Origin of the sequence: Geobacillus zalihae NBRC 101842, from assembly GCF_001544135.1 — a bacterium.
Taxonomy (GTDB): domain Bacteria; phylum Bacillota; class Bacilli; order Bacillales; family Anoxybacillaceae; genus Geobacillus; species Geobacillus zalihae.
This window is the reverse complement of record NZ_BCPV01000015.1, coordinates 1-24,422: the sequence shown is the minus strand read 5'-3', so window position 1 is coordinate 24,422 and position 24,422 is coordinate 1. Positions and strand designations below refer to the sequence as shown.

27 protein-coding genes are annotated in these 24,422 nt (G+C 53.3%); 12 read left to right on the top strand and 15 right to left on the bottom strand.

Going from position 1 to position 24,422, the window contains the following annotated elements; genetic code table 11:
• From GZ1_RS06455 to speE, 3 genes are all read right to left on the bottom strand, one after another.
• The gene (locus GZ1_RS06455; protein WP_011232869.1) at positions 1-432 is read right to left on the bottom strand and encodes a YwiB family protein; all 432 of its coding nucleotides are present in this window, start codon (positions 430-432) and stop codon (positions 1-3) included.
• A 237-nt stretch (positions 433-669) separates the two neighbouring features.
• On the bottom strand, positions 670-1,545 hold the full coding sequence (gene speB / locus GZ1_RS06450) for an agmatinase (RefSeq protein ID WP_014196976.1): 876 nt from the start codon (positions 1,543-1,545) through the stop codon (positions 670-672).
• Positions 1,546-1,558: 13 nt separating this feature from the next.
• Positions 1,559-2,386, bottom strand: a complete 828-nt coding sequence (gene speE, locus GZ1_RS06445) for a polyamine aminopropyltransferase (protein ID WP_033006446.1) — start codon at positions 2,384-2,386, stop codon at positions 1,559-1,561.
• A 226-nt stretch (positions 2,387-2,612) separates the two neighbouring features.
• On the opposite strand from speE, the gene GZ1_RS06440 reads away from it, so the two are divergent.
• Positions 2,613-4,658: a transglycosylase domain-containing protein gene (locus tag GZ1_RS06440; protein ID WP_060788144.1), complete on the top strand. Its 2,046-nt coding sequence runs from the start codon at positions 2,613-2,615 to the stop codon at positions 4,656-4,658.
• 131 nt (positions 4,659-4,789) lie between these two features.
• Here the strand turns inward: GZ1_RS06440 and GZ1_RS06435 are convergent, their stop codons facing one another.
• On the bottom strand, positions 4,790-5,305 hold the full coding sequence (locus GZ1_RS06435) for a YwhD family protein (RefSeq protein ID WP_060788143.1): 516 nt from the start codon (positions 5,303-5,305) through the stop codon (positions 4,790-4,792).
• A 19-nt stretch (positions 5,306-5,324) separates the two neighbouring features.
• Positions 5,325-5,993, bottom strand: coding sequence for a site-2 protease family protein (locus GZ1_RS06430; protein ID WP_013146641.1), 669 nt, complete (start codon positions 5,991-5,993; stop codon positions 5,325-5,327).
• 131 nt (positions 5,994-6,124) lie between these two features.
• Between GZ1_RS06430 and thmT the strand changes: the two genes are divergently transcribed.
• Together thmT and GZ1_RS06420 are read left to right on the top strand one after the other, a co-directional pair.
• The gene (gene thmT / locus GZ1_RS06425) at positions 6,125-6,313 is read left to right on the top strand and encodes a 2-hydroxymuconate tautomerase (RefSeq protein WP_025949649.1); all 189 of its coding nucleotides are present in this window, start codon (positions 6,125-6,127) and stop codon (positions 6,311-6,313) included.
• Positions 6,314-6,412: 99 nt separating this feature from the next.
• Positions 6,413-7,714: an NCS2 family permease gene (locus GZ1_RS06420; RefSeq protein WP_060788142.1), complete on the top strand. Its 1,302-nt coding sequence runs from the start codon at positions 6,413-6,415 to the stop codon at positions 7,712-7,714.
• Positions 7,715-7,897: 183 nt separating this feature from the next.
• On the opposite strand, the gene GZ1_RS06415 is transcribed toward GZ1_RS06420, so the two are convergent.
• The 3 genes from GZ1_RS06415 to GZ1_RS06405 all read right to left on the bottom strand — a co-directional run bounded on the left by GZ1_RS06415 (position 7,898) and on the right by GZ1_RS06405 (position 10,100).
• The gene (locus GZ1_RS06415) at positions 7,898-8,416 is read right to left on the bottom strand and encodes a YwgA family protein (protein ID WP_020753878.1); all 519 of its coding nucleotides are present in this window, start codon (positions 8,414-8,416) and stop codon (positions 7,898-7,900) included.
• A 13-nt stretch (positions 8,417-8,429) separates the two neighbouring features.
• The gene (locus GZ1_RS06410; protein ID WP_013524829.1) at positions 8,430-9,728 is read right to left on the bottom strand and encodes an HD domain-containing protein; all 1,299 of its coding nucleotides are present in this window, start codon (positions 9,726-9,728) and stop codon (positions 8,430-8,432) included.
• Between the two features lie 144 nt (positions 9,729-9,872).
• On the bottom strand, positions 9,873-10,100 hold the full coding sequence (locus GZ1_RS06405; protein ID WP_011232879.1) for a YuzB family protein: 228 nt from the start codon (positions 10,098-10,100) through the stop codon (positions 9,873-9,875).
• A 175-nt stretch (positions 10,101-10,275) separates the two neighbouring features.
• Between GZ1_RS06405 and GZ1_RS06400 the strand changes: the two genes are divergently transcribed.
• Complete coding sequence (locus GZ1_RS06400) at positions 10,276-10,929, top strand: RsfA family transcriptional regulator (RefSeq protein ID WP_033011014.1); 654 nt, start codon at positions 10,276-10,278, stop codon at positions 10,927-10,929.
• Between the two features lie 144 nt (positions 10,930-11,073).
• On the opposite strand, the gene lipL is transcribed toward GZ1_RS06400, so the two are convergent.
• Positions 11,074-11,925: an octanoyl-[GcvH]:protein N-octanoyltransferase gene (gene lipL / locus GZ1_RS06395; protein WP_033011015.1), complete on the bottom strand. Its 852-nt coding sequence runs from the start codon at positions 11,923-11,925 to the stop codon at positions 11,074-11,076.
• A gap of 439 nt (positions 11,926-12,364) precedes the next feature.
• Positions 12,365-13,345: a phosphate acetyltransferase gene (pta, locus tag GZ1_RS06390; RefSeq protein WP_060788141.1), complete on the bottom strand. Its 981-nt coding sequence runs from the start codon at positions 13,343-13,345 to the stop codon at positions 12,365-12,367.
• A 228-nt stretch (positions 13,346-13,573) separates the two neighbouring features.
• Here pta and hemQ point away from each other — a divergent pair, with 228 nt between their 5' ends.
• The 5 genes from hemQ (at position 13,574) to GZ1_RS06365 (ending at position 17,251) form a co-directional block, all read left to right on the top strand.
• Positions 13,574-14,320: a hydrogen peroxide-dependent heme synthase gene (hemQ, locus tag GZ1_RS06385; protein WP_011232883.1), complete on the top strand. Its 747-nt coding sequence runs from the start codon at positions 13,574-13,576 to the stop codon at positions 14,318-14,320.
• Positions 14,321-14,641: 321 nt separating this feature from the next.
• Entirely contained in the window at positions 14,642-15,088 is a 447-nt protein-coding gene (locus tag GZ1_RS06380) for a cell wall hydrolase (protein WP_011232884.1), read from the top strand.
• Positions 15,089-15,106: 18 nt separating this feature from the next.
• On the top strand, positions 15,107-15,694 hold the full coding sequence (gerQ, locus tag GZ1_RS06375; RefSeq protein ID WP_015376086.1) for a spore coat protein GerQ: 588 nt from the start codon (positions 15,107-15,109) through the stop codon (positions 15,692-15,694).
• Between the two features lie 134 nt (positions 15,695-15,828).
• Positions 15,829-16,329: a hypothetical protein gene (locus GZ1_RS06370; RefSeq protein WP_014196991.1), complete on the top strand. Its 501-nt coding sequence runs from the start codon at positions 15,829-15,831 to the stop codon at positions 16,327-16,329.
• Between the two features lie 19 nt (positions 16,330-16,348).
• Positions 16,349-17,251, top strand: coding sequence for a prenyltransferase (locus GZ1_RS06365; protein WP_060788140.1), 903 nt, complete (start codon positions 16,349-16,351; stop codon positions 17,249-17,251).
• Between the two features lie 52 nt (positions 17,252-17,303).
• Here the strand turns inward: GZ1_RS06365 and GZ1_RS06360 are convergent, their stop codons facing one another.
• The 4 genes from GZ1_RS06360 to GZ1_RS06345 form a co-directional block, all read right to left on the bottom strand.
• Positions 17,304-17,675: a DUF423 domain-containing protein gene (locus tag GZ1_RS06360; RefSeq protein ID WP_015376087.1), complete on the bottom strand. Its 372-nt coding sequence runs from the start codon at positions 17,673-17,675 to the stop codon at positions 17,304-17,306.
• A gap of 70 nt (positions 17,676-17,745) precedes the next feature.
• Positions 17,746-18,999, bottom strand: a complete 1,254-nt coding sequence (iscB, locus tag GZ1_RS06355) for an RNA-guided endonuclease IscB (protein WP_240673893.1) — start codon at positions 18,997-18,999, stop codon at positions 17,746-17,748.
• 471 nt (positions 19,000-19,470) lie between these two features.
• The gene (locus GZ1_RS06350) at positions 19,471-19,770 is read right to left on the bottom strand and encodes a YwdI family protein (RefSeq protein WP_033011021.1); all 300 of its coding nucleotides are present in this window, start codon (positions 19,768-19,770) and stop codon (positions 19,471-19,473) included.
• Between the two features lie 18 nt (positions 19,771-19,788).
• Complete coding sequence (locus GZ1_RS06345) at positions 19,789-20,478, bottom strand: uracil-DNA glycosylase (protein ID WP_060788163.1); 690 nt, start codon at positions 20,476-20,478, stop codon at positions 19,789-19,791.
• A 388-nt stretch (positions 20,479-20,866) separates the two neighbouring features.
• Between GZ1_RS06345 and GZ1_RS06340 the strand changes: the two genes are divergently transcribed.
• From GZ1_RS06340 to GZ1_RS06330, 3 genes are read left to right on the top strand one after another with little or no spacing between them, the layout of a single operon-like run.
• On the top strand, positions 20,867-21,217 hold the full coding sequence (locus tag GZ1_RS06340; RefSeq protein ID WP_011232889.1) for an STAS domain-containing protein: 351 nt from the start codon (positions 20,867-20,869) through the stop codon (positions 21,215-21,217).
• Positions 21,214-21,702, top strand: coding sequence for an anti-sigma B factor RsbW (rsbW, locus tag GZ1_RS06335; protein ID WP_060788138.1), 489 nt, complete (start codon positions 21,214-21,216; stop codon positions 21,700-21,702). Before GZ1_RS06340 ends, rsbW begins: the two co-directional genes overlap by 4 nt.
• Positions 21,662-22,435, top strand: coding sequence for a sigma-70 family RNA polymerase sigma factor (locus GZ1_RS06330; protein ID WP_060788137.1), 774 nt, complete (start codon positions 21,662-21,664; stop codon positions 22,433-22,435). Before rsbW ends, GZ1_RS06330 begins: the two co-directional genes overlap by 41 nt.
• A gap of 37 nt (positions 22,436-22,472) precedes the next feature.
• On the opposite strand, the gene GZ1_RS06325 is transcribed toward GZ1_RS06330, so the two are convergent.
• Positions 22,473-24,383, bottom strand: coding sequence for a SpoIIE family protein phosphatase (locus GZ1_RS06325; RefSeq protein WP_060788162.1), 1,911 nt, complete (start codon positions 24,381-24,383; stop codon positions 22,473-22,475).
• Positions 24,384-24,422 lie beyond the last annotated feature (39 nt).

Here is a 24,422-nt window from a genome sequence, read left to right as displayed (position 1 = left end):
TTATACCCCCTTAAATGTCAACGTCAACGTATGGCGCCCGCTTCGCTCATCGCCTAGCATCAGTTCATAGGAAAGAAAGAGCCGCCCCTTTTTCCGCTGCTCATCATAGTGAAACTCCATGGAGCTCGTTTTGGCCGCCAGCGCCCATCGTCCAAACGCTGTCCCATAATGGCCCGATGTTTCTTGGCGGCGGCGGAACGTTTGCCGCATCTCGACCGCTCCGGAACGAAGGACGGTCACCTCGTCAGGCGCGATTTTCACAATGTTGTTCACCCGCCCGAGTTCGTTTTCTTCGGCAAACTGCAAATAAACGGTTTCCCCTTTTATGTAATACGTGCCATCCGCCTCAAGCACAACCGTCTCTTGGCGCGGACCGTCGCGAATGACAGCCACTTGGCGGAGGCGCGCCGGGATGCCGTTTGTTTCCTTCATATCGATGAACACACCTTTGCGAACAAACAGTCATAATTCATAGTATAATGAACTGTTTCGCTCCATTCAAGAGGGGACAAACCCGATGGCAGATTTCTGCTCCAGTTAAAAAAAGGGACTGACCCAAAAGGTTGTTTTTCCTTAAATAAAACGTACGCTCATATTCCTGCATCTTTTGTCCCACCAAAGAAAAAAGCGCCCTCGCAAACTTGCGATTTAGGCGCTTTTTCTCATTTTTCACTTCGCCACCCAGCCAAGCAGCATTTCTCTCACAAGCTTGCTCGCCGTATTGGCCGTTTGTTCGGAATGGTCATAAATCGGTGCAACTTCCACCAGATCGGCGCCAACGACTCGCACGTCGGAGCGGGCGATCTCGTGAATGGCCGAAAGCAGCTCTTTTGACGTAATGCCGCCGGCATCGACCGTCCCAGTGCCTGGGGCATGAGCGGGATCAAGCACATCGATGTCAATCGTCACATACACCGGACGGCCAGCGAGCTTCGGCAACACGGAGCGGAGCGGTTCAAGCACTTCAAACTTGGCGATGTACATGCCGTTTTCTTTCGCCCATTCGAACTCTTCCTTCATGCCGGAGCGGATGCCGAACGAAAAGACATTCGTCGGGCCGATCAAGTCAGCGACTTTGCGGATTGGCGTCGCGTGCGACAGCGGCTCGCCTTCGTAATGTTCGCGCAAGTCGGTATGGGCGTCCATGTGAATGACGGCCAAATCCGGGTAGTATTCATACACCGCTTTCATGACCGGCCAGGAGACAAGATGCTCTCCGCCAAGGCCGAGCGGAAACTTGCCGGCGTCAAGCACCTTTTTCACGAACTGCTCAATCAGCTCTAAACTGCGGGCCGCATTGCCAAACGGCAGCGGAATGTCTCCAGCGTCAAAGTAGCGGATGTCTTTGAGTTCGCGGTCCAAATATGGGCTGTACTCCTCAAGCCCGATTGACACTTCGCGGATGCGGGCCGGGCCAAACCGCGAGCCAGGCCGGTAGCTGACCGTCCAGTCCATCGGCATCCCGTAAATGACCGCTTCGCTTTCTTCAAAATTCGGATGGCTGCCGATAAACACGTTGCCCGAATAGGCTTCATCAAATCGCATTGCCTGCGCCCCCTTACTTCGTTAAATCCGCGACAAATTTCGGCAAGACGAAACACGCTTTGTGCAATTCTTTCGTGTAATATTTCGTCTCAATGTCATGGAACCGGTCGTCGCTCACAGCGAGCGGGTCGTATTGTTTCGAGCCGAGCGTAAACGTCCAGAGCCCGCTCGGATACGTCGGAATGTTCGCCGTATACAAACGGGTGATCGGGAAAATTTCTTTCACATCGCGGTATACGTTGCGAATCAAATCGGCCTTAAACCACGGATTGTCCGTTTGGGCGACGAAAATGCCGTCTTCCTTCAACGCGTTGGCGATGCCGGCGTAAAACCCTTTTGTGAACAAGTTGACCGCTGGGCCGACCGGTTCGGTTGAGTCAACCATAATGACGTCATACTCGTTTTCGCTTTTGGCGATATGCATAAACCCGTCATCGACTTTCACTTCGACGCGCGGATCGTCAAGTTGGCCAGCGATTTCCGGCAAGTATTTTTTCGAGCACTCGATCACTTTGCCGTCAATTTCCACAAGCGTCGCTTTTTTGACGCTTGGGTGCTTCAGCACTTCACGAATGACGCCGCCGTCGCCGCCGCCGACGACAAGCACGTTTTCCGGATTGGGGTGGGTGAACAACGGCACGTGGGCGACCATTTCATGGTAGACGAATTCGTCTTTTTGCGTTGTCATGACCATGCCGTCTAGAATGAGCATGTTGCCAAACTCCGCCGTTTCGACCATATCAAGTTTTTGGAACGGCGTCTGTTCTGTATGTAAAGTGCGGATGATGCGTGCGGTGATGCCAAAATGCTCCGTTTGCTTTTCGGTAAACCAAAGTTCCATTCGGTAACATCCTTTCTCCGAGCGTTGCTTACTATACAAGTTTTCCTTAGCCAACGAAAAACTAAACATGAAAAAGTATAGAGCAATCTAGCAAAAATGCAAGAGGAACAAGTTTAAAATAAAAAATTTTTTTTCATACTGGTAAGAAAAGCGGAAAGCGCCAACCGCATTTTGCCAGAGGGCCAAACGATGCGCTTTTCCGCCAACATCGCCGAGGTGATGCGCAATGGAACCGATCCCGGGCAGCCGTTTTCGCGGCACGTGGAAATATGTGCGCGCCGCCGTCTTTATCGGCTTTTTTCTCGCCATCTTTGCCTTCGCCGCTCTCGGGAGCTTTGTGTTGTTCGCGAAAATCGAAGGCGCCCCGCCGGTCGCCGTGCCGCAGACGACGATTTTTTATGCGGACGACGGCCGCAAAATCGGGGAAAGCGACCATGGGCAAAAACGCTATTGGGTTCGGCTCAAAGACATGTCCCCGCACGTCATCGAAGCGACGATCGCCGTTGAAGACCGGAAGTTTTACGAACATCACGGGTTTGACTTGAAACGGATCGCTGGCGCGGTGCTCGCCAATCTCGAGGCCATGGACAAAGTGCAAGGAGCGAGCACGATCACCCAGCAATATGCACGCAACTTGTTTTTGACGCATGAAAAAACGTGGTCGCGGAAAATCCAGGAAGCGTTGTACACCATCCGGCTTGAAGCCAACTACAGCAAAGATCAAATTTTGGAAGGCTATTTAAACACGATTTACTACGGCCATGGGGTCTACGGCATTGAAGCAGCGGCTCGCTACTATTTCGGCAAGCACGCGAGCGAGCTGACGCTCAGCGAGGCAGCGATGCTGGCCGGCATTCCGAAAGGGCCGTATTACTACTCGCCGTTTGTCAATGAACAGCGGGCGAAAGCGCGTCAAAAAATCGTGCTTACCTCCATGGTGGAAGCCGGCTACATCAGCCGCGAAGAAGCGGAGCAGGCGTACCGCGACAAGCTCGTCTACGTCCGCCACCACGAACAAGAGCAGCCGATCGCTCCGTATTTTCAAGATGTCGTCAAACAGCAGCTGCGCATCAAACTCGGCCTTGATGAGCGGACGATTGAGCTCGGGGGGCTGCGCGTCTACACAACGCTCGACCGACGCCTGCAGCGAATCGCCGAAGAACAAGTTAAGCAAGTCATCAGTCCCCATTCTGCCATCCAGGCGGCATTGGTGGCCATGGATCCGCGCACAGGGGAAGTAAAGGCGCTCATCGGCGGACGCAACTACGAAGAGAGCCCGTTCAACCGGGCCGTGCAGGCGGAACGCCAGCCAGGGTCGACATTTAAGCCGTTTTTGTATTACGCGGCGATCGAGCAAGGATTCACCCCATCGACCCAACTGCGCAGCGAGCTGACGACATTTACGTTTAACGGCGGCCGATCGTCGTACACCCCCCATAATTACAATGACTACTATGCCAACGGCCCGATCACGCTCGCCGAGGCGCTCGCCGTATCCGACAACGTCTTTGCGGTGAAAACGCTCCAGTTCATCGGCGCCGACAAACTCGTCGACACAGCGAAAGCGCTCGGCATCACAAGCAGATTGAAAGCAGTGCCGTCGTTGGCGCTCGGCACATCGCCGGTGAAAATGATCGACATGGTCGCCGCGTACAGCACGCTGGCCAACTACGGCAAACAAACCGAACCGGTGTTTATTCAAAAAGTCGTGGATGCAAACGGAAACGTGCTATATGAACATAAGCCGGAGAGCCGGCAAGTGCTCGACCGCGACGCGGCGTTTGTGACGACCCATTTAATGACCGGGATGTTCGACCCAAAGCTTAACGGCTATACAACCGTCACCGGGCAGTCCATCATCGATGACATCACGCGTCCGTACGCCGGCAAGTCGGGAACGACGAAAACGGACAGTTGGATGATCGGGTTCGCCCCGCAACTTGTCGCCGGCGTCTGGACCGGCTACGACCGCGGGGAAACGATGGATCGTCCTGCCGAAAGGCAATATGCCAAACAAATATGGGTTCACTTTATGGAACAAAGCCTCGCCGGCGAACCGAAAAAATCGTTCAAACCGACCAAAGGCGTCATCGGCGTCTACATCGACCCGCAAAACGGCAAGCTGGCCACCGACTCCTGTCCGGTGAAACGAAAAACGTACTATCTCATCGGTACAGAACCGACCGACTATTGCACCGACCATTTGGAAAAGAAAAAGAAGAAAAAAGAAGACGGAAAAAGCTGGTTCGAGAAATGGTTCCCATGGTTTTAAACAAGAAAATCCCCTGCGTTTGCCCGCAGGGGATTTTCTTGTCCTAGTTTTCCTGTGTTATACATGTAGATTTAGTTTATCCTTTTTTCCAAACGAGAACAAGCCCTTGCCCATATCTTTTCACAAAACCGTCACATTTCCACTTCCAAATCTTGTTTCAGCTTGTCGCTCGAACGGTTCCACATCCCAATGTCGTGCCCTTTCAAAAAGTCGGCGAGCACCCGTTTTGATTTCGCGTCCATATGATCGACAATAATGTGCCGCTTTAGCGATTTATCGAGCCGGTTCACATGTTCCGGCAATAACTTATAGCCGCGGCGCGCCTCACGGTCGATCGTCATTTCGCACGCCGTCACCCCGGCGTAATACGGGCCGTCTTCACGGCGCTCAATCGTCACCCAGACGATCCAATACGGCTTGCCGTTTGGCACGGCGGAACGGTCCGGCAAAAACTTGATGCCGCGCTCAACAGAGCTGCGGGCATGCATCGCCCCCATATCGACGAACGCTTCGCCCGCTTCGACGTCAATGATGACCGGCGACACGTTTTCTAAGCTCAACGCCCCGGCGCCAAAGCCGCGGTGCCCGTCGGTCGGATCGTCTTTGATGATATTAAAGCCGATGTTTTTTTTCTTTTTTTGCTCCATTCCGCTTGTTCCTCCTTCCTTACATAAACAAATTGGCGACCAACGACTGCAAATTTTCCAATACAAACGGCAGCGCCACTTGAAACACCGGCTCAATCGTATATCGGTCAAGCGGCGTGAGCACAAGGATAAGAAAAATGAGCGCCCCGTAGTTTTCCCATTGCGTCATTTTCGCCCGCAGCCCATCCGGGGCCAAGTCTTCAATAATACGATACCCATCAAGCGGCGGAAACGGCAATAAATTAAACACAAACAAGACAGCGTTCAAGCTGATAAAAATTTGGAAAAACAGATCAAACCCGGCCGCAAACCAATCCGGCAGCGCCCGCATGATGCCGAAATCGATCATCGCGTACCAAATGACAAATCCAAGCGCGGCAAGCACGAGGTTGCTCAGCGGTCCGGCAACTGACACGAGAATGCCGGCAAGGCGCGGATTTTTGAAATAAAAGCGATTGACTGGCACCGGGCGCGCCCAGCCAAACCCAGCGAGAAAAATCAGCAGGGTGCCAAGCAAATCCAAATGGGCAAACGGTGACAATGTCAGCCGTCCCTCGTTTTTCGCCGTCGGATCGCCGAACTTGTAGGCGACGTATGCATGAGCGAACTCATGCACGGAAAACGCCAGCGCCAGCGTCAACAGCACGTACGGAATTTCGCTTAACGAATACGGCAAAATGTGTTCCACTTGATTAACTCCTTTTCCCCTGTATTCACTATCCTTAGTATACATGATTTACCGCCAAAAGTGGACTGAACTTCACGGTTCCATGGTATAATAAGCGCGACAGCACCCGACAAGGAAATGGGGGAATGATGATGCCGTATGTCACGATCAAAATGCTCGCCGGCCGCACGGATGAGCAAAAGAAAGCGCTGGTGGAAAAAGTGACCGACGCCGTTGTAGAGACAACCGGGGCGAAAAAAGAGAGCGTTGTTGTGTTCATCGAGGAAATGACGAAAGACCATTACGCCATCGCTGGAAAACGGCTGAGCGATGCGGAGTAACAAACGGGGGGCGCCATCGGGCGTCCCCGTTGCTTTTTGGAATAAAAACGAATATTATTATAGTTGTCTTTCATATTGTTCGCCTTTAGGAGGTTGCCTATGATTCGTCTTCCGCACCATGCCAGCAAGCGCAAAACAGAGTTTCTCGCTGGCCTGACGACTTTTTTCACCATGGTGTACATCATCGTCGTCAATCCGGTCATCTTATCAGATGCCGGCGTCCCGTTTGAACAGGCGTTCACCGCCACCGTCATCGCGACCGTCGTCGGCACGCTGTGGATGGCAATATTCGCCAACTATCCGATCGCCATTGCCCCCGGCATGGGGCTGAACGCGTATTTTGCCTATTCCGTCGTCGGCTCGCACGGCGGCATTTCGTACGAAACCGCGTTTTCCGCTGTGTTTGTCGCGGGATTGCTGTTTTTGTTGCTGTCGCTCACCCCGCTCCGCAGCAAGCTGATCGAAGTGATCCCCGACAGCTTAAAACACGGCATCACCGCCGGCATCGGGCTGTTTATCGCCTTTATCGGCCTGCGGCTGACCGGAATCATCCAAGCCCATCCGCAAAATTTGGTCGCGCTTGGCAACTTGCATGCCCCGTCGGCCGTGTTGACGCTCATCGGCCTGGCGGTGACGCTCGTTTTCATGATGCGCGGCGTCAACGGCGCGCTCTTTTACGGCATGGTCGTGACCGGCGTCATCGCCTACGCGACCGGGCAACTTCACTTTGACAAAGGCATCGTCTCGCTGCCGTCGCTTCCAGAAGGGCTGATCATTACCAATCCATTCGCGGCCATCGGGGACGTCATCGGTCATAGTTTGTACACGGTCGTCTTCTCCTTTTTGCTTGTCACGCTGTTTGATACGACCGGCACAATGATCGGCGTTGCCCAGCAAGCCGGGCTGATGAAAGGAAACACGCTGCCGCGCGCCCGCGAGGCGCTCTTGGCCGACTCGGTCGCGACGACCATCGGCGCCATGTTTGGCACAAGCCCGACATCGGCGTACATCGAGTCGTCAACCGGCGTCGCCGCTGGCGGACGCACCGGCTGGACGGCGCTCACCGTCGCTGTACTGTTTGTCATCGCGGCCTTTTTCAGCCCGCTGGTTGGCGCGGTCGCCGGGTTATCCGCCATCACCGCCCCGGCGCTCATTATCGTCGGAAGCTTGATGATCAGCAACATCGCCCATATCAATTGGCGCGAACTGGACGAAGCGTTCCCAGCCTTTCTCATCATCTTAAGCATGCCGCTCACCTCCAGCATCGCGACCGGCATCGCGCTCGGCTTCATCTCGTACCCGCTCTTAAAAATCGCCCGCGGCCGCTGGCGCGATGTGCCGTTGCTGCTGTACGTGCTGGCGGTGCTGCTCTTTTTGCAGCTGGCGTTTTTGCCGCATTAACCAAAAAGAAGAAGGAGGTGTCCCAAAAGGATCGGGACACCCTCTTTCATCTCTATATATACGCACTAACCGCTTCTTTCGCACTATATTTTGTGTCTATCCTGAAGACAGACGGCCTTTTGGGTCAGCCCCTTTTCGTCTATGGCCAACTGATGATACGTTGAAGCAGCTTTTTCCGCCCGCCTACACGCGGGCTTTGTTGTGGCATCGGCTGCGCAGCGCCTCAATGTACGCGTACGCCTCATCGATTTCTTCTTCCGTATAGCGCTGCTTGCTTTTTAACACCGCAATTTTCTCTTTCACTTCGTCTTTCGGCAAATGTTCAAAATAAAGTACGGTGGACACAAGTTCCAAAAAACGGGCATTTTGTTCGTTCATCGCTTGCATGCACTCCGCCAAGCCCGGCATGTCCCAGTCATAATGGCGCAAAAACTGTTCGCCCGCTTCGGTCAATGTATAGCGATATTGCATATAACCGCTCTTTTTCTCTTTCACTTCATGCAAAAAGCCGAGCGCGCACAGCTCTTCGATGCGGCATGTCAGCTCTTCCGAATACGGGCCGTAAAAGTGGAAGTCAAACTTCTCATAAAACGGAAAGTCGAGCTTTTTCGCGATGTAGATCATTTTTTGCAGCTTTTTGCGGCCGGCAATTTCCCCGGCGGCCGCCAACGCCTTCATTACTTTCGCATGCTCTGTGAGCACTCTCCGTCATCTCCTAACCCTTTAAAATTTCCATAATCTTTTTCTTCACTGTCCGCTTCGTCGACAAGTCTTCCAGGAAATCAGCTGGGAAATACAGCTTATGGTCGGTGCGCCGCTTGCCGGAAATGGCGTCAACGAGCACCGATTCGCGCGACAGCTCGCGAAGCTCCCCGTTTGGCATCAACAAATAAATCGGAAGGCGCTCGCCTTCCTCGCCCGGCCGGTAAAAGTCATACGGCAAATCCGAGGACGAATCGACGACCAAGTAGTAGTCCGGGTCGATGCCCGCTTTTTTAAACAAACCGGTCAGCTCAATGAGCTTCTCCATTTGCTCGTTCGTCGGATGGAACTCCGTATATTTGAACAGGCGGCGGCGGACAAACCGCTGGCACAGATCGCTTAAAATCGGATCCCGTTCGTATTGCCATTGCTGGAAGTAAAACAAGATGACTGCCTCATCCAGCGCCAAGTAATCGCCAAGCGACACATTGCCTGCAAAAAACGACAAAAAGTGGACCGGCTTCGTCTGAAAACGATACCCCTCTTCATACAGCTTTTTCGCCCGATGCAAAATTTTCGTTAAAATGACTTCCGCACTGCGCGTCACAGGATGGAAATACACTTGCCAATACATTTGGTAGCGGCTCATAATGTAATCCTCGACCGCATGCATGCCGCTTCGTTTGATGACGACTTGGTCTTCGCGCGGGCGCATGACGCGCAAAATGCGCTCCATGTCAAAATAGCCGTAGCTGACGCCGGTGTAGTACGCATCGCGCAGCAAATAATCCATCCGGTCGGCGTCAATTTGGCTCGAAATGAGGCTCACCACAAGCTTGTTCGGGTACGTTTTGGCGATCACTTCCGCCACTTTTTGCGGAAAATCGTCGCCCACTTCGCGCAAGGCGGCGTTCACTTCTGTATCGCCTAAAATGATTGCCTGTGTAAAATCTTCGTGGTCGAGGCGAAACACCTTTTCAAATGAATGGGAAAACGGGCCGTGCCCTAAATCGTGCAAGAGCGCCGCGCATAGGCAAAGAAGGCGCTCGCTATGATCCCAATGATCGCGGCCGACAAACACGTCGTCAATGATGCGGCGGATGATTTCGTAAACGCCGAGCGAATGGTTAAACCGGCTGTGCTCGGCGCCGTGAAACGTCAAATATGTCGTGCCGAGCTGCTTGATGCGGCGCAGGCGCTGAAATTCTTTTGTGCCGATCAAATCCCAAATCACTTTGTCGCGAACATGTATGTATCGGTGCACCGGATCTTTAAACACTTTTTCTTCGTCAAGCTGCCCGCCGGAATACATCGCATCCTCCTCTTCCGTCTCCAACATACATCTATTATACGCCGTTTCTTTTGGCAAAGAAATAGTTGACTTTTTTCTCCGTCTTTCTCCATTATTGACGGAAAAAACAAAAAATCACCTTCTTTCGGCAAAGAAGGTGATCGGTTATCGCTTTTTCAACCTTTCGGCAATTTTATCAATCAGTTCGTCTTCCGTCAGCGCCGCCACCGGACGGTTGTTGACGAAGGCAAACGTCTTTTTCCGCCCTGGGCCGCAATACGACTGGCAGCCGATTTTGATGACCGCATCCGGATCAAGCTTTTTCAAGCGCGGAATCAATGTTTTTAAATTCGGCGCCTTGCAGTCGTCGCAAACGCGAAACTCATTTGCCATTATGCGTCATCCCTTTCTGCAGCGTTTGCTTTGTGTATTCTACCGCTTCCCGAAGAAAATTGCAAGTTTGCGGCCTTTCATTCTTTCAACTTGTCAATCCTGTAAACTTGCAACGTATAAATTCATTTTATTTTGTCCATGCTTTTACTAGCATTGAAAGAAGGAGTGGAGAACAGTGAAACAACGGCAAGACGCTTGGACGGAAGAAGACGATTTATTATTGGCGGAAACGGTATTGCGCCATGTGCGTGAAGGGAGCACCCAACTCAACGCCTTTGAAGAAGTCGGCGACAGGCTGAACCGGACATCGGCCGCCTGCGGCTTTCGCTGGAACGCGGTCGTCCGCCATCGCTACGAAGAAGCATTGCAGTTGGCAAAAAAACAGCGAAAAGAACGGCAACGGCTGCTCGCCAAACAAGGCGGCGCGAAAAAGCGGCGTCTGTACGAGCCGCCGATGCCATCACTCGAGGAGCTGGGAGAGGTGATGCAGCTGCCTGCCGTCATCCCATCCTCCCCGCCGCAACAAGTGACGCTGGATCAAGTGATCGCTTTTTTGAAAACGTTCCAATCCCATGAACGGAAACGGGAGACGCTGATCAAAGAAAACGAGCGGCTGCGCCGCGAAATTGAAGAATTAAAGCAAAAAAATAAAGAGCTTGAAGAAAAGGTTGCGAAATTAGAAGAAAACTCGTCAACGGTGCAAGAAGATTTCGAGACGCTCGTGAAAATCATCAACCGAGCGCGCAAAATGGTGTTAAAAGAGGAAGAAGAGCGGGGGCTGACCTTCCGTATGGACCCGAACGGCAACTTGGAAAAAATAGCAGAATAAACAAAATGAGGATGCCCTATCCATGGCTGCGCCTTGATCGCACTCTCTCCGGTGCGGCCGAGACACGGGGCATCCTTTTTGTCCGCCGGCGGCGTCAGGCGATGAACGCAGGCTCTTCGCCTGCCGCCGGACGGACTGCTTCCCTTACTCCCCTGCTGAAAGCGCACCGCTGAGCGCCGTTTCATTCCGTTCGACGATGCGCGCCCAATACTGCTCATACCAATTCCATTCGCCGTTCTCGAGGGCAGACGAATACAGCTCGCCGCCAAACGACTGCAGCGTGCGCCAAAGGGCGACAAGCAGCTCATCGATCGACAACTCGCAGCCGAGAAGCTCAGACAGCGACGCCATGACAGTTGGGACAACATCGGGGTAGGCGAATTTCGTTTTCTCTCCTTGGCGGCCGAGCTCATAAAAACGGCGAATAAGCTCAGCCCGCGCGGCTCCGCTCCCGTTGACGCAAAGGTAGATTTGCACGGCAACGCCGCCGCGCACGCGCCGTTGCGAAATGCCGGCAAACTTTTTGCCGCCAATGCTCAAGTCATAGCTCCCCGGGCAATACGAACCGACGATTTCCCCCGCCTCAACGCGGGCGCCGTATGAGGCAAGCATGGCGGCCATGAGCGCATACATCGCCTCATACCCTTGCTCGATGGCAATCGTGTTTTTCGTTTCCGGAAAAATGAGCGAAATATTCAACACCCCGCTGTCAAGGACAACGGCCAACCCGCCGGAATTGCGGACGACGACGCGATACCCTTCCTGGCGCAAAAACGAAATGGCCTCATCGATGTACGGAAGCTTCGTATCAGCGGCGCCTAAGACGACGGTATTCTCATGCACCCACGTGCGGACGACCGCATCCGACTGTCCCGCGCCAACCGCGGTGCATAATGCATCATCGATGGCAAACGATTGTTTCGCATCAAACAGCGGACCGAAATGCGACTGGTCGATGACCCGCCATTTCGGCTGCCGCAGCAATTCATGGCTCATCGCAGCAAACCCCTTACGTTGAACGTTCCGCTCTCATTATACCACATCAAATTGGAACGATTACGGCCAGTGAACTACCCGCCACCTACGCTTCGCTTAGAGGTGGAGGCTTCAAGCGACTTGTGCGTGTTCGCCGAACGGTAAGCCACACACAAGAACCCTTTACGCTTCCCTTCGTTCCGAAGGTGTCCGTTCTAGCCATATTCTATCCTATTCGTTGGCTAACGCCAACCGACATTCATCTCCCACCTACTCACTGGGTTACACCCTTCGCGTTCCTTGAGATGGAAGACTTCTTTCGGAAATCCGTTAAAAAAGAAAGCGGCTAAACAGCAGCCAGCCGCCTTCTTTGACACGAATCCATGCATGAAACAAGAGATCGCCCATTCTTTGGCAAAACGAACCGGTTCCGACTCCTCTTGCTCAGTTCGCCGCCTCTTTACTCCCCAAGCGACTGCGCCGCGGTGATGAGCGCGAGCTTGTAGGCGTCTTCGGCGCTGCATCCGCGCGATAAGTCGTTGACCGGCTTGTTCAGCCCTTGCAAAATCGGGCCGACCGCTTCAAAGCCGCCAAGGCGCTGGGCGATTTTGTAGCCGATGTTGCCCGCCTCAAGGCTCGGGAAAATAAAGACATTTGCGTCCCCTTGAATGACCGAGTCCGGCGCTTTCTTTTTCGCCACCTCTGGCACAAACGCGGCGTCAAATTGAAACTCACCGTCAAGGATCAGATCCGGCGCCATTTCTTTCGCCAACCGCACCGCCTCAACGACTTTTTCCGTCTCCGGCGACGAGGCCGACCCTTTCGTGGAAAAACTTAACAGCGCTACGCGCGGCGTAAGGCCGAACATTTTGGCCGTCCGGGCGCTCTCGACCGCGATTTCAGCCAAATCATGACTGTTAGGAGCAATGTTGATGGCGCAATCGGCAAACACATATTTTTCGTCGCCGCGCACCATGATGAACACGCCGGACGTTTTGCCAACGCCTGGCTTCGTTTTAATGATTTGCAAGGCTGGTCGGACCGTATCCGCCGTCGAATGTGCCGCCCCGCTGACGAGGCCGTCGGCCGCTCCCGTATAAACGAGCATCGTACCGAAATAGTTTTCATCGAAAAGCAACTCGCGCGCCGTTTCTTCTGTCACTTTCCCTTTGCGCCGCTCCACAAACGCCGAAACTAGCTCATCAAACCCGCCGTAGCGGCGCGGGGTGACAATCTCCACCCCTTCAAGCGGCAAGCCAAGCGCCGCGGCTTTCACCCTTATCGCTTGCTCATCGCCAAGGACGATCGGCTGCAGCACTTGCTCCGTCGCCAAACAGCTCGCCGCCGTTAAGATGCGGTCATCGGTTCCCTCGGGAAACACGATTTTTCGACCCGTATCGGTTACTTTCGCTTTTAATGCCGTAAATAAATCGGTTGTCACGATTCATGCCTCCTTCACGGTTGGCCCGCCTGTCTCCAGGCATCAGCCTTTCTCTACATTAAGCATACCGCTTCGATACGAAAACGCAACGATCGTAAGCCCGTCCAATCAATAATTCACCTTTTGGAACAATTCAGTATCTTTTGCTTTATGCACGGACACCCGCTTTTTTGGCCAAACTATGATATAGTGGTACTGTACAATTGATTGAATAAAGGAGTGACGATGATGAGCGAAGCGGCCCAAACGTTGGACGGTTGGTATTGTTTGCACGATTTCCGCACGATCGACTGGAGCGCGTGGAAAACACTTCCAAACGAAGAGCGCGAGGCAGCGATCAGTGAGTTTTTAGCGCTTGTCGACCAATGGGAGACGACGGAAAGCGAGAAGCAAGGAAGCCATGCCGTCTACACGATCGTCGGGCAAAAAGCCGATATTTTGTTCATGATTTTGCGGCCGACGCTGGATGAGCTGCATGAAATCGAAACAGCGCTTAACAAAACGAAACTCGCCGACTATTTATTACCTGCGTATTCGTACGTTTCAGTCGTGGAGTTGAGCAACTACTTGGCGTCCGGCAGCGAAGATCCGTACCAAATTCCAGAGGTGCGCCGCCGTTTGTATCCAATTTTGCCGAAAACGAACTACATTTGCTTCTATCCGATGGACAAGCGGCGCCAAGGCAACGACAACTGGTACATGTTGTCGATGGAACAGCGGCGCGAACTGATGCGCGCCCACGGCATGACCGGCCGAAAATACGCCGGCAAAGTGACGCAAATCATCACCGGGTCGGTCGGCTTGGATGATTTTGAATGGGGCGTCACCTTGTTTTCGGATGATGCGCTCCAGTTCAAAAAGCTCGTCTATGAAATGCGCTTTGATGAAGTGAGCGCCCGCTTTGGCGAGTTTGGTTCATTTTTTGTCGGCACTCGCTTGTCGGTGGAAAAAGTTCCTTCGTTCTTCCATGTATAAAAAAGAGGGGCCCAAACGCGGCAGGGCCCCTTCGCTTATTTTCCTGTTCTTCAAGCAACCGGCGAGCTCCTCCCCCTGAAAGGTCAGCCAAACGAGCGATTTCTTCCGCCGTCATCCCTTTGCACATCATGTTACGGGTCTTTCTTGCGCAACGGGTTTCCCTTTTTGGTCAACCTCCCCTGTTTCTGTCATATCCAGCCCAACTGCCCCATACATATAAATCAGAAATTCCTCCGAGAAATCGTCTGTCTGTCTGTCACCATTTTCCTGTTCCATCAATAGCCTATTACTGTCGAAATTCACAACGACTGAGGTGACGATATGGGTCAGATCGCTCCCTCCATTGTAGCCCACACAGAAGAGGAAGTAAAGTTGTTGGCTCGGCTCATGCGAGCCGAAGCGGAAGGAGACGGGCGGCTTGGGATGCTCATGGTCGGCAACGTCGGCGTCAACCGCGTCATCGCCGACTGCCTTGACTTCCGCGGCATCCGCTCTATCCGGCAAATGGTGTTTCAAAGCCCGGGAGGCTTTGAGGCGGTGCAAAAAGGGTACTTTTACCAACGGGCGCGCGAAGTGGACATCGGCCTAGCCCGCCAAGTGCTCCGCGGTTGGCGCTACCACCCAGCGACAAACGCCCTTTGGTTTTTTAAACCACCTGAAGGTCAACCGTGCCCACCGCAATGGTTTGGCCAGTGGAACGTCGGCCGCTACAAATCGCATTGCTTTTTTGCACCGACTCCATCCGACTGCCCACGTGTCTATTCTTAATATTGAGGAGGGTTCTTTATGCCGAACAATCCAGAAAATCAATTTTATCCACTTGATGAGGAGCAACAATCATTTTATTATTCGCCGTTCGGTCAAGAACGGCAACAACCGTATGCATCCTATCCATACGGCTATCCGTATCCGCAGCCGTACTATCCGGCGGCGTACCCGTATTATTACTATCCGCAAGCGGCTGCCGCTCCAACGATGACACCGGCGACAGCCGCCGCTCCGACGTTCGGTTTGCAGGCGCCGACGTTTACGGCCCCGACACCGATGCCGACCACCACCGGCCCATCGATTCCAGGGATGCTGCCGATTGAAGAATCGTACATTGAAAACATTTTACGGTTAAACAAAGGAAAAGTTGCCACTATCTATGCGACGTTTGAAAACAACCGTGAGTGGAATGCCAAGGTGTTTCGCGGCGTCATTGAAGCGGCTGGACGTGACCATGTCATTTTAAGCGACCCACAAACAGGCACACGCTATTTGATCCCGATGATTTACCTCGATTACGTCACGTTTGAAGGAGAAATCGCCTACGAATATCCGTTTGCCGGTGCTACAGCCGCAACACCGCTTGCTACGTATTCTCCACGCTAAACGGAAAAACTGTCTTTTGACAAGAAGGTTGCCGATGGCAACCTTCTTTTTTTGGTTGACGTGATGGCCATCACAAGCTGCTACTACACGGCCTTATATAATGGTGGTAAATGACACAAAAGAGGTGTCTACTGATGGTTTGGACGTCGCGTGATTTCCTGCTGGGGGTACATCTTATCGCGGCGATCATGTGGGTGGGGGGCGTGGCATTCATCGGCTGGGCAGTGTATCCAGCCTCCCAATTCATGCCGCCTCTTGAGCGCCGGCAATTTTTCCGCTCGCTCATGCAGTGGTCGCATCGGCCGCTCGCCGCGGCAAGTGCCGTCGTCATCGCCACTGGCATATGGCTTGGCACAGCCGCCGGACCGATCAACCGTTGGGCAGATGTATGGCAGACCGCCTATGGCCGTGTATGGCTGACCGCCCTTCTCACAGGCATCGCAACGCTCGCTTGGGGGATGTTCGTCGGCTACCGCAAGGCGATGACGGTGTTTTCCAATGAAGACCTTTGGCGCCAAGCCAATGGCGGTGACGATGCGCCGTTAAAAAAAGCGATGACCTCGATCATTGCCGTTCAGTCGGTCGAAGCGGCCGGATTTGTCGTGCTCATCGTATGCATGCTTTTACTCTCCTAACGGAAACGAGGGGTTCGCATTGCGATATGAACATCGTGAAGAAGATCGGCATTGGGTTTACCGTTTTTCATGGCTTCACTTAATGCGCCCGCCGACATGGAGCGGAACGATCAGCCCTGTGCTGGCCGCCACCGCGCTGGCGGCGAAAAAGGGCGCCGTTCGGATCGAGGTGCTGCTGGCGATGTTAGCCGCCTCTGTGCTGATTCAGTCAGCCGTCAACATGCTGAATGACTATTTTGATCGGTTGCGCGGCCAAGACGATGACAAATGGACGAACGGGCATGGCCATGGACCTGCCCATCGCTCGATCCCTGCCGTTGCTGGCGCCATGCTGGCCGTCGCGGTTGCGTTAGGCGCGTACTTGGCGTGGCAAAGCGATCCAGCCATCGCGTGGATCGGCGCCGCAGCGATCATCTGCGGGATCGCCTACTCAGCCGGGCCGCGTCCGCTCGCCTCGCTCGGTTTAGGTGAGTTGACCGCCGCCGTTTGCATGGGGCCGGTCGTGACCGCACTCGCTTATGCCGTACAAGGGCATGTTCCAGACACCGCTCTGTTTGCCTTGTCCATCCCGTTCGCCTTGCTGATCGCCTCGATGATTTTGACAAACAACATCCGCGACATCGAAAAAGACCGGCCGTTTCGCCGCACATTAGCCATCCGGCTCGGACGGAACAACGCCGTGCGCCTTCTCGGGCTTCTTCTCGTCTCCGCCTACTTGTCCATTGCTGCTTTGATCGTTTGGCATATCGTTCCTTTGCTTGCCGCGGTCACAGGGCTCGCGATGCCGCTTGCCATCCGGCTTCGTCTCTGTTTCCGCCCCGGCGCTAGTCGAACCGAGGAAGGAAGCGGCATGAAATGGGCCGCCCGCCATCATTGGGCCGTTGGACTGTTGTTGACGTTGAGTCTATGGCTTTCGCTATAGAGCGGAGAGGGACGGCGGCAAAAAAACGGAGCGCTCCGCTCCTGCGCTCCGTTTACAACCATTTTAACGCCGCATATCCGATCATCACCCAGGCGACCAAAAAAGCGACGCCGCCAAACGGAGTGATCGCGCCAAGCGGCTTAATCTGCGTTACACTTAATACGTACAAGCTCCCGGAAAACAACACGATGCCGGCGAACATCACCCAGCCCGCCGCACCGATCAGCCCGACATTTGGCGCCTTGCCAGCGAGCAATCCGACAACAAGCAGCCCTAATGCGTGGAACATCTGGTATTGGACCGCCGTTTTCCAAATCTCCAAATAACGATCCGGAATCTTCCCTTCAAGCCCGTGCGCGCCAAACGCTCCCAATGCGACGGCTAAAAACGCATTGAGCGCGCCGAGAAGGACGAATGTTTTCATAGCTGTTCCGCCTTTCTAATGAAAGATTGTTTTCCCTCATTCATCTTCTTTGGCGAGGAGACCCCGACTTCTAAGCGAGAGCGAAAGTCGGGGAGGAATCGCCCTTCCTCCTTTCAATTAACAATGTACTAGCATGCTCAACTCTTTTTAACTTTTTCCAGCTTGCTGAAGCATGCACTTTTGTGCCATCTAACAGCCGAAGGTCAAAATAACCACTGCTTCTTCTGCCAAATATAAAACATTCTTTCCTTTCGTATACCACCTTGTCAAACAGTTGAAACCCTTTGACAAATCGTGGAGCTTTGTTTGATTTTCGTTTTCCGCCTTTTAAGATGGTTGCTTTATGCAATTGACGGTTGTTTTTTCGAACGAATTTTAGAAGATAAACCGTGCCACTTGGCTTGGCTAGTGGATTTCCACTAATACAACGAGCATCCACCATATGAGATTTAGACAGTCCATTAGCAATGCGAATACATTTGGTGATATACCCGTATGTGATATTTGCATGCGAGTATTTTTCTCTTATCCTACTAAACATTGCCCATCGCATGGCGGTCATCTGACTAGCATCCCTCATAGGCGGTCGTTTGCGTTGAAATATATGCTCAAGCCCTTTTTCGTGAATTTCATGGTGGCATGTTTTGCATAGAGTGATCAGATTATCTGGTGAATCACCTCCTGTCTTTCGACTTTCAATATGATGCACTTGGAGAACAGGGTCTTTCTTTTTTCCTTTGCAATATTGACAAGTATGATTGTCTCTGTATAGAACATACTCTCTAACATTCCAAAACCCCATTTGTTCTCCTTGTTGATATTCCACCCCTCGGATATTTAGGTTTTTTAATTTCTGTGTATCGAATGCTGCTACCTCAATAGTGACAGATGTGGCAGGGAGAATATTGTGAACTAAGTCAATCAACTTTATATGCGAGTTGATTTTGTGTTGAATAGATGGTGGTAACCATCCCTCTGGTTTTCTTCTGTTAAGAAATCTGGCTTCTCGGTAGCGAGTCTTTCTGTTTCTTCGACTTCTACGGAACTGTCTCCGTATAGCAAGTAATTCCACAATATCTGTTCGAAGTTGCGCTTCCGCTTCAAACAGCACATCTTTCTTTGTTGTTGCAGAAATTCCTACATGTCGTGTCCCCATGTCAACACCCAATGACACGGGTTGTTTGTAACCACTGCTACCATATAAAAGCTGGATGGTAAAAGGTGTCCTTCTTACTACTTTTGCTTTCTTCTGTTTTAGCAAAAGTCTTGCTTTCCTTGGTGAGCATGGCATGAGTGGTTTTCCATGCTTATTGATAATGTACACGAACAAGACGTGTACCTCCTTTCAGGAGTGAGTTCCTCCTCCCCAATGTTGGAAGGGCTTGTTCGGCAGACAGCACCGCTCCTACCCATCAGAGCTTTTAACCATCTGCGACAGGGTTACGGACTGGAGGAGCATCCGTAAGTGTCATGACCCTTCCAACGTAGCCATTGAATGGCTGAGGGTAGTCAACTAGGGCTTGCCAAGCCCCCACTTCAAAAGCCGTTAGGCTTTAAGTGGTGGGTAGTTGACTAATATAATGGGAATGTTCCCCGACAACAAATTACTAATGAATGTCAGCCACTTCACTCGACAGAACCGGTCAATCGGGAGCGCCACCGGCAAGACCCGCATCCAAGCCGGTGAACCGCTTCTTGTTTTTTGGCGCAAACAAGGACAAGCGGTTTAAAGGAGTTCTGTTGATCAAGAATCCCTGTGGAGAAGGCCGTTCCACGGGGATTCGCTGTCCCACTCTCAGAAATCCAGCAACGACTCTCCGTTCGCCTCATCGTCAATGTCAGGGGAGCGTCCCCCGACAGAAACGGCTCCAAGCGAAAGCCCGCCAGCAACCGAAATCGGCCCGCCGACGACAAGCGGCCCGGCTGCGGCAGACGAAGCGGACGGCTGCGGATGGCTTGTTGCCTCCAACATCAAATCGCATAAAACGCGAATGGCAGCGACATGTTCACGCATCCGCTGCGGGTCATGGGCCGCCTTTGCCTTGCGCAATTCGTCTTCCATTTTGGCGACAACCGCCGCCAAAGAGATCGTCATGATGTCTTCCCCCTTTCTTCATTCAGCGCGGGCGCCGATGTTCTCGATTTGCCAATCGATCGGTTCGCGTCCGTGCTTGGTTAAAAACGCGTTCGTCCGCGAAAACGGGCGATGGCCGAAAAAGCCGCGCGCGGCGGAAAACGGGCTCGGGTGCGGCGCTTCAATAATCAGATGGCGCGGATTCGTAATCCGTTCTTTTTTCTCTTGCGCGTTCCGGCCCCAAAGCAAAAAGACGACCGGATCGTCTTTTTCGTTGACGAGCTCAATGACGCGGTCAGTGAAATATTCCCACCCTTTGCCGCGATGGGAGTTCGCCTGGCCGCGGCGGACCGTCAACACCGTGTTTAACAACAGCACCCCTTGCTCAGCCCATTTGACGAGATAGCCGTTATCTGGTATATAGCAGCCAAGGTCGTCATGCAGCTCTTTAAAAATGTTCGCTAAGGACGGCGGCACCGGCACGCCCGGCTTGACGGAAAAACTAAGCCCGTGCGCCTGCCCCGGGCCGTGGTACGGATCTTGCCCGAGCAGCACGACTTTGACGTTTGCATACGGTGTATAATGAAGGGCGTTGAAAATATCGTGCATATCGGGATAGATCGTCCGCGTCCGGTACTCCTCTTTTAAAAACTCGCGCAGCTTTACGTAGTACGGCTTTTGAAACTCCTCTTCAAGCAGCGGAGCCCAGTCGTTTTTGAGAATCAGCATTGCGAGCAACTCCTTTGCCATCGGCTTTTTCCCTTTTATCATTGTAGCCCAAAAGACACCAGCGTCAAAGCGAAGTGAATGTTCAGATTGAGGCAACCATAGCGAAACCTGTTTCCCCAACAGGAAATGCGCCAATCCCCTGCCGCAGCCAAACCGGAACACGCCGGTCGCGGCAGGCGGAATAGAGGACAAAAATCTCCTTTTTTATTCTCTTCGCCCATTGTTTCCATCTTTCCATCATCATGTCCCCTTTTCATTCGACATTCCCTGTTTCAACAAGTATAAAATATGGGTATAGAAAGCGTAAACGCCAAAGGCCGGACAAGCTAAGCCGTCGGCGCCAACGCAACACCGGGATATCCATCAAACGCACAGTGGGGTGAAAGAAATGGATCAGAAACAATTCCGTCTTGTTCATGACGAACAGCCGGATCGGCACGTTGTATACATAAAAGGCGAACTGGACCTGGCGGCAGCCGAGCAATTTCAACGCACCGTCGAACCGCTCGCCGGCGATGCGTCCAAACCGCTCGTTCTTCGTCTCGAAGATTTAACGTATATTGACAGCACCGGGATCGGCATGTTTGTAGCGCTGTTAAAAACGCGGCATCAACTCGGGGCGCCGTTTGCCATTGAAAACGTGCCGCCGAAAGTGCGGCGTCTGTTCGATTTAACTGGAGTATCCTACTTTTTTTCCGAAATGAACGATGCGTCAGAAAGGATCGGAGGCCAATCATGAAAGAGCACGAAACGATCGTACAGCTGTCGATTCCAGCCGATGCACAGTTTCTTGACATCGTGCGTTTGACGTTATACGGGCTGGCTGCCAAAATGGGATTTTCCTATGAAGAAATCGAAGATATGAAAGTCGCCGTCTCCGAAGCGTGCAACAACGTCGTGCTTCACGCCTACAACGGAAGAAGCGGCGATATTCACCTCCGTTTTGAGATGAGCGCCGATGCGCTTTCCATCGTCATTAAAGATGAGGGAAAAGGGTTTGACTACAAACGGGCGACCAAACAGGCGGCGTCGCTGTCCGGCAAGCCACTCCAAGATGTGAAAGTCGGCGGCCTCGGCCTCTTTTTAATGAAAGCACTCATGGATGACGTCCGCGTCACGACCAAAGGCGGAACGGAAGTCCGCCTGACGAAATTCCGCCATCGCGGCGAAGGAGAGCATGCCCATGAATGTATATCCCCCTCCTCTGTCCAAGAGCAAGCTTGACGCCCTTATTTCCGCCTATCAACAAACGAAGACGGAAGAAGCGGCGACAGCGTTGCTCGTGCGTTTTGAGCCGCTCATTGCGGCCGCAGCGAAAAAAATGGCGCGCAGCCGCCCTGATTTTTACGAAGACTTGTTTCAAGTCGGCCGGCTGTCGTTTTTGCGCCTTCTTGACCATTACGACCCGAACCAAGGAACAAACTTTGAATCGTATGCGATGAAAAGCTTGATCGGCTATATGAAAAACTATTTGCGCGACAAAGCGTGGTATATCCAAGTGCCGCGCCGGGTGAAAGAGAAAGGAAGCAAAGTGCAGCAAGCCATCGACGAACTGACCGTCAAGCTCGAGCGGTCGCCGAACATAGATGAAATTGCCGCCCATTTAGGCTTATCGGTGGAAGAGACGATCGAGATTTTAGCCGGCCGCGACCATTACCAGGCGATTTCGCTCGACGCCCCGGTGCAAGACGGGGAAAAGGATGCGACGACGATCGGTGAATTCGTCGCGGATGAAGCGAACGAAATCGAGTCGCTGATCGAGCGAATGGATTTAGAGCAGGCGATCGGCAAACTGAGCGAGCAAGAACAAATCGTCATCGACGCCGTCTTCCGCCGCGGCGAGACGCAACGGTCGCTCGCTGAACGGCTTGGCGTCTCGCAAATGACGATCAGCCGCATTCAAAAGCGGGCGATCGAAAAGCTGAAACGGCAGCTGGCCGCTGCCTACCCGTCGTAACAGCCAAAAACGCCGCCGCCGGCCGGCTAGGGCGGCATCAGCGGCGGCGGAGCAACAACAACGTCTGGTCGTCTTTTTGTTCGTATTGGTGGTACGCCTTGATATGCTCGTACAAATCGCGGACGATTTGCGCTGCCGGCTGGTCCAAATTGACGCGGGCAACCATCGAGGCGAGGACGGAAAAATCATCGTCCGCCTCTTCGCCGCGTTTTTCGGTCACCCCATCGGTGTACAGCAACACAAAATCACCCGGCTCGAGCACTACCGACTTCGTCTCAAACGAAAATTGCGGAAACAACCCGAGCGCGCATCCTTTGGCGTGCAGCGGGACGCATTGTTTCGTTTTCGCCCGGTACCAAAGCGCCGGTTCGTGCCCAGCGCACGCGTACGAGAACGTATGCGTCTTTTCGTTGTAATTGCCGACAAACATCGTGACAAACATCGACGGCTCGGTGTAGTCGTAGGCGAATCGGTTCAGCAGGTCAAGATACACGTGCGGCTGCGTTCCGTAATGAACGGTCCGGTCCAGAATAAATTTCATCAGCGTCATGAGCATTGCCGCTGGAATGCCTTTTCCCGATACATCGGCAATGCCGACGGACACCGATGTTTGATGGACAGCAAAGTGATAAAAATCGCCGCTCAACACTCGGGCAGGGACGCTGAGGACGCTGATGTCGACGTACGAAGGCAAATCCGCCTTCGACGATGTCTGCAAAAGCGCCCGTTGCATATTCGCGGCAAGCGACAGTTCAAAGTCGAGCTGTTCCCTCTCGCGCTCAAGCCGCTCTTTCTCTTTTTTCTCCGTCATGTCGCGCAAAACGGCGACAAGCCCTGTCAGCGCACCGTTTTCCATCACCGGCGCCAGCGTGTAGCCGACCGGCAGGCACACGCCGTCATGGCGGCGAAACGGCTCCTCCTCGACGCGAATCACCTCGCCGCTTTTCAGCTGTTTGACAACACGGCGCAGCCGCTTCCAGTCCCACGCGGACCCATCCGGCCCGGCGAGCGAGACAAACGAAAACAGTGGCTTCCCTTTCGCTTCCTCCGGATCAAGGCCAAGCAAACGGCCCGCTTCCGGGTTCATCCATACGATCCGGCCGTCGCGGTTTAACATCATCAATCCCTCGCCAAGGGCGTTCGCCATCATTTCCAGCTGCTGTTTGTGCTGTTTCAGCTCCACGTACGGTTTTTCGACCGTCTCGACGTACATTGCACGCACGACATACAAAAATCCGGCCATTTCATACAGCTGCCCCCATAGCGCATGGCCGCCGCCAAGCATAAGCAGCCATTGGCCGAGGGCAAACCACCATAACGCCAGCAGCCAGTACAGGAAGGATCGGGAACTCCCTTGCCGCCAACGACGCCATACAAGCAAAGCGGCGCCCGCATCGAGCAAACCGGCAATCCCTTCGCCGGCCTTCCACCAGAGCGGCCAGCGGCTTGTCCCGTCTCCCGGCCAAAGCGGCGCTACCCAATGGATGAATAGCCCAACGACCGCCGCATAAGCAAAAGCGGCGAAAAACGCTTGCCAACGCTGGCCGCTGCGACGCTCCATCACCTCATCGCGGCGCGAAAACAGAAAAAGAAGCCCCCAGGCAAGCGTCAATCGGGCCGAGAGCGAAAAAGGGGACGCTTCCACACCATCAGATGCAAAAGACAAGACAACATGCAGCGAAAACAACAAGCCTGAGGAGAAAAACAGCGCCCCCATCATCAGCCGCTCCAGCGACAACGTATGCGGAAACACGGCCCACCCTTGCACGGCAACAAGCCAGCAAACGACCACCACGGCGAGCCCTAAGGCAAGATGAATAGAATGATAGAATCCGGGCGAAACAGGCAGCCGGCCGGCCGCAAACAGAAGCAAGCCAAACATTCCGGCCGCCAGCACGGCCATCGCGCTGTGCAGACGCACCAGGCGATATCGTTCGTATTCCTTCACCAACGAGGAACCCCCACTCTTCATTCTATATGGTTTATT

Coding starts and splice junctions, on each gene's coding strand:
- GZ1_RS06440 (WP_060788144.1), top strand. CDS start 2,613: ATGGAACCGATCCCGGGCAGCCGTTTTCGCGGCACGTGGAAATATGTG.
- lipL (WP_033011015.1), bottom strand. CDS start 11,925: ATGAGCCATGAATTGCTGCGGCAGCCGAAATGGCGGGTCATCGACCAG.
- GZ1_RS06435 (WP_060788143.1), bottom strand. CDS start 5,305: ATGGAGCAAAAAAAGAAAAAAAACATCGGCTTTAATATCATCAAAGAC.
- GZ1_RS06455 (WP_011232869.1), bottom strand. CDS start 432: ATGAAGGAAACAAACGGCATCCCGGCGCGCCTCCGCCAAGTGGCTGTC.
- GZ1_RS06405 (WP_011232879.1), bottom strand. CDS start 10,100: ATGGCAAATGAGTTTCGCGTTTGCGACGACTGCAAGGCGCCGAATTTA.
- GZ1_RS06420 (WP_060788142.1), top strand. CDS start 6,413: ATGATTCGTCTTCCGCACCATGCCAGCAAGCGCAAAACAGAGTTTCTC.
- GZ1_RS06360 (WP_015376087.1), bottom strand. CDS start 17,675: ATGAAAACATTCGTCCTTCTCGGCGCGCTCAATGCGTTTTTAGCCGTC.
- GZ1_RS06370 (WP_014196991.1), top strand. CDS start 15,829: ATGGTTTGGACGTCGCGTGATTTCCTGCTGGGGGTACATCTTATCGCG.
- gerQ (WP_015376086.1), top strand. CDS start 15,107: ATGCCGAACAATCCAGAAAATCAATTTTATCCACTTGATGAGGAGCAA.
- GZ1_RS06330 (WP_060788137.1), top strand. CDS start 21,662: ATGAATGTATATCCCCCTCCTCTGTCCAAGAGCAAGCTTGACGCCCTT.
- speE (WP_033006446.1), bottom strand. CDS start 2,386: ATGGAACTTTGGTTTACCGAAAAGCAAACGGAGCATTTTGGCATCACC.
- GZ1_RS06350 (WP_033011021.1), bottom strand. CDS start 19,770: ATGACGATCTCTTTGGCGGCGGTTGTCGCCAAAATGGAAGACGAATTG.
- GZ1_RS06345 (WP_060788163.1), bottom strand. CDS start 20,478: ATGCTGATTCTCAAAAACGACTGGGCTCCGCTGCTTGAAGAGGAGTTT.
- GZ1_RS06410 (WP_013524829.1), bottom strand. CDS start 9,728: ATGTATTCCGGCGGGCAGCTTGACGAAGAAAAAGTGTTTAAAGATCCG.
- GZ1_RS06380 (WP_011232884.1), top strand. CDS start 14,642: ATGGGTCAGATCGCTCCCTCCATTGTAGCCCACACAGAAGAGGAAGTA.
- rsbW (WP_060788138.1), top strand. CDS start 21,214: ATGAAAGAGCACGAAACGATCGTACAGCTGTCGATTCCAGCCGATGCA.
- GZ1_RS06340 (WP_011232889.1), top strand. CDS start 20,867: ATGGATCAGAAACAATTCCGTCTTGTTCATGACGAACAGCCGGATCGG.
- hemQ (WP_011232883.1), top strand. CDS start 13,574: ATGAGCGAAGCGGCCCAAACGTTGGACGGTTGGTATTGTTTGCACGAT.
- speB (WP_014196976.1), bottom strand. CDS start 1,545: ATGCGATTTGATGAAGCCTATTCGGGCAACGTGTTTATCGGCAGCCAT.
- thmT (WP_025949649.1), top strand. CDS start 6,125: ATGCCGTATGTCACGATCAAAATGCTCGCCGGCCGCACGGATGAGCAA.